The organism is uncultured Campylobacter sp. (assembly GCF_938017705.1).
GTDB lineage: Bacteria > Campylobacterota > Campylobacteria > Campylobacterales > Campylobacteraceae > Campylobacter_B.
Window position 1 is genome coordinate 1 of sequence record NZ_CALIIS010000198.1, and the last position, 2,943, is coordinate 2,943.

3 protein-coding genes are annotated in these 2,943 nt (G+C 52.0%); all 3 read right to left on the reverse strand.

All coding sequences use genetic code 11. The features are described from left to right. The coding region (gene carB / locus Q0605_RS09080; RefSeq protein WP_298706378.1) for a carbamoyl-phosphate synthase large subunit at positions 1-1,685 on the reverse strand (1,685 nt) is incomplete at its 3' end. Then, on the reverse strand, positions 1,685-2,434 hold the full coding sequence (gene mreC, locus Q0605_RS09085; RefSeq protein WP_297880231.1) for a rod shape-determining protein MreC: 750 nt from the start codon (positions 2,432-2,434) through the stop codon (positions 1,685-1,687). The genes carB and mreC, both read right to left, overlap by 1 nt. Further along, positions 2,427-2,943: rod shape-determining protein (locus Q0605_RS09090; protein WP_298706380.1), on the reverse strand; the 517-nt coding region annotated here is incomplete at its 5' end. The genes mreC and Q0605_RS09090, both read right to left, overlap by 8 nt.

The window sequence follows — 2,943 nt, forward strand, 5'->3', positions numbered from 1 at the left end:
TTCGGGCCGCCGCCGAGAATCATCACTTTTTTACGGTCGGAAGGACGCGCTTCGCATTCTTCTTCGTAAGTGGAATAGAGGTAGGCGGTTTCGGTGGCGAACTCGGCGGCGCAGGTATCCACGCGTTTATACACGGGATGCAGCTTCAGCGCGTAGCGGTGTTCGCGCACTTCTTTTTCTTTTACGCCTAAAAGCTGCGCGATGCGTTTGTCGGAGAAGCCTTTGCGTTTCAGACGACGTAAGGCGGCGAAATCCAAATCTTGCAGGCAGCCTGCACTTACCTGCTGCTCTTCTTTCACCAAGTCTTCGATTTGCGCCAAGAACCAAGGGTCGATGGCGCAAATGTCGTGGATTTCCTGCAAACTGAATCCCGCGCGGAACGCATCTGCCACAAACAGCATACGCTCAGGGCCGGGGTTCGCCAGTTCGCGGCGGATTTCCGCTTTGTCGGAACTTCTCGGATTGAAGCCGCACAAGCCCGTTTCCAAGCCGCGCAGGGCTTTTTGGAAACTTTCCTGAATCGTGCGGCCCATCGCCATCACTTCGCCTACGGATTTCATCTGCGTGGTCAGGCGGTCGTCTGCGGCAGGGAATTTTTCAAACGCGAAACGCGGGATTTTGGTTACCACATAGTCAATGGAAGGCTCGAACGACGCGGGCGTGCGGCCGCCGGTGATGTCGTTGCGCAACTCGTCCAGCGTAAAGCCGACCGCCAGTTTCGCCGCCACCTTCGCAATCGGGAAGCCCGTCGCTTTGGAAGCCAGCGCGGACGAACGGCTCACGCGCGGGTTCATCTCAATCACAATCATCTCGCCGTTTTCAGGGTTCACCGCAAACTGCACGTTCGAGCCGCCCGTATCCACGCCGATCTCGCGTAAAATTTTAAAACTCGCGTCGCGCATCGCTTGATATTCTTTATCGGTGAGCGTCAGAGCGGGCGCAACCGTGATGCTATCGCCCGTATGCACGCCCATCGGATCGAAATTTTCGATCGAGCAGACGATGATGCAGTTGTCCTTATGATCGCGGATCACCTCCATTTCGAACTCTTTCCATCCAAGCAGGCTCTCTTCGATCAAAATTTCATTTATCGGGCTCACGTCTAGCCCATTTTGCGCGACCTCTTTAAACTCGTCGATATTGTACGCCACGCCGCTGCCTGCGCCGCCCAGGGTGTAGCTGGCGCGGATAATGAGCGGAAAGCCGATCTCATTTGCAGCAGCCATCGCCTCTTCGATGTTGTAAGCGTATTTGGATTTGGGCAGATCCATTCCGATCTTAATCATCGCCTCTTTAAATTTCACTCTATCCTCGCCCTTTTTTATCGCTTCAGGCTTGGCGCCTAGAAATTTTACCCCTGCTAGTTCGCCGCTTTCGTAAGCTTCCATCGCGACGTTTAGCGCGACCTGTCCGCCCATCGTAGGCAGGATCGCGTCGACGCCCTCGCGCTTTATGATACGCAAAATGCTCTCTTTGGTGATCGGCTCGATATAGGTAGCGTCGGCAAAATCGGGATCGGTCATAATGGTAGCGGGGTTAGAGTTTATTAGCACTACGCGGTATCCGAGGCTCTTTAGCGTCTTGGCAGCCTGCGTGCCGCTATAATCGAACTCGCACGCCTGACCGATTACGATCGGACCGCTGCCGATCAGTAAAATCGTCTTAATATCATCTATTTTGGGCATCAATTTTCCTTTGTAACGACATACAAAAACGCCGGCATCTCGGAGCTCACGTAGGGCTCTACGACGGCGCTTTTGTATAACTTTCCGTTTTGAATCTCTTTAACTTTCCCTACCGGCACGCCGGCAAAAAAAATTCCGTCCTTGCCGCTGGTAAGCACCTCATCGCCTACCTTGGGATCGAGCCACTGCGGGATGTATCTAACCACGAGCTCGTTATTTTCGCCACCTGCGACGCCAGGAATTTGGGTATCTCCTATGAAAACGGAGAAGTTGCTCTTTTCGTCGCGCTGTAAGATCGCAAGCGGGCGCCCATCTTTATTTACTAGGATTCCCGCGGTCTTGCCCTCGCTGATGAGGCCGTAAATTTTGTTTGGGTTAAAATTTTCAAAATTTACGAAGAATTTATTGTAGTCGTTTAGATTTGCATAGCTCAGCGCCTTTACGAGCTGAACTTTGGGCTCGTAGACGGAGCTGTTTTTATCGATCAAAATTTTATTCAGCTCGCCCGCGAACGTACTAAGCAGCATCGCCGATTTTTTTAGCTCGGCATTTTCTTCTCGTAGAGCTTTGATCGTCTCTGCCTGGTTAAAATGCTCGTTTACAGCGCTTTTTACCCGATCGCTCACGCCGTAATAAACCTCTAAAATTCCTCCTGCAAATCCGATAAATTTGCCGTGGATATACGAGCCGAACGTAAGCGAAACGGCTACCAGCAAAACCGCGACGAGGAGGAGTTTGAGATTAGTCATTTGCCGCTTGTTTTAGCGATTTGATCTCTTCTAGGGCTTTTCCCGTGCCGTTTGCGACGCACAGCAGTGGCTCGTCCGCGACGAAAACCGGAAGCTTTACGGTGTCGCTTAGATATTTATCTAATCCGCGAATGAGCGCGCCCCCGCCCGTTAGCACGACGCCGTTTTCGACGATGTCGGCGGCGACTTCGGGCTGAATGCTCTCAAGGACAAATTTTAACGCATCGGCGATCTCTCTGATCGAGTCTTTGATTGCCTCTCTAACGTCCTCACTCGTAAGATCGACCGAGCTTAAAAGCCCGCTGATCTGATCTTTTCCTTTGACCGTGTAGGTAAGGTCTTTTTGCTGTTGCACCGCTGTGCCGATCTTGATCTTAATCTCCTCAGCCGCGCGCTCCGAGATAAGCAGGCTATATTTTTCCTTGACATAGTTAACGATACTTGCGTCGATCTTATCGCCTGCGACTCGGACGGATTTGGCGCTGATGATACCGCCTAAAGAGATAACG

Bases quoted from the DNA above. Each gene is read 5' to 3' on its own strand.
- mreC (WP_297880231.1), bottom strand. From the start codon at position 2,434: ATGACTAATCTCAAACTCCTCCTCGTCGCGGTTTTGCTGGTAGCCGTT.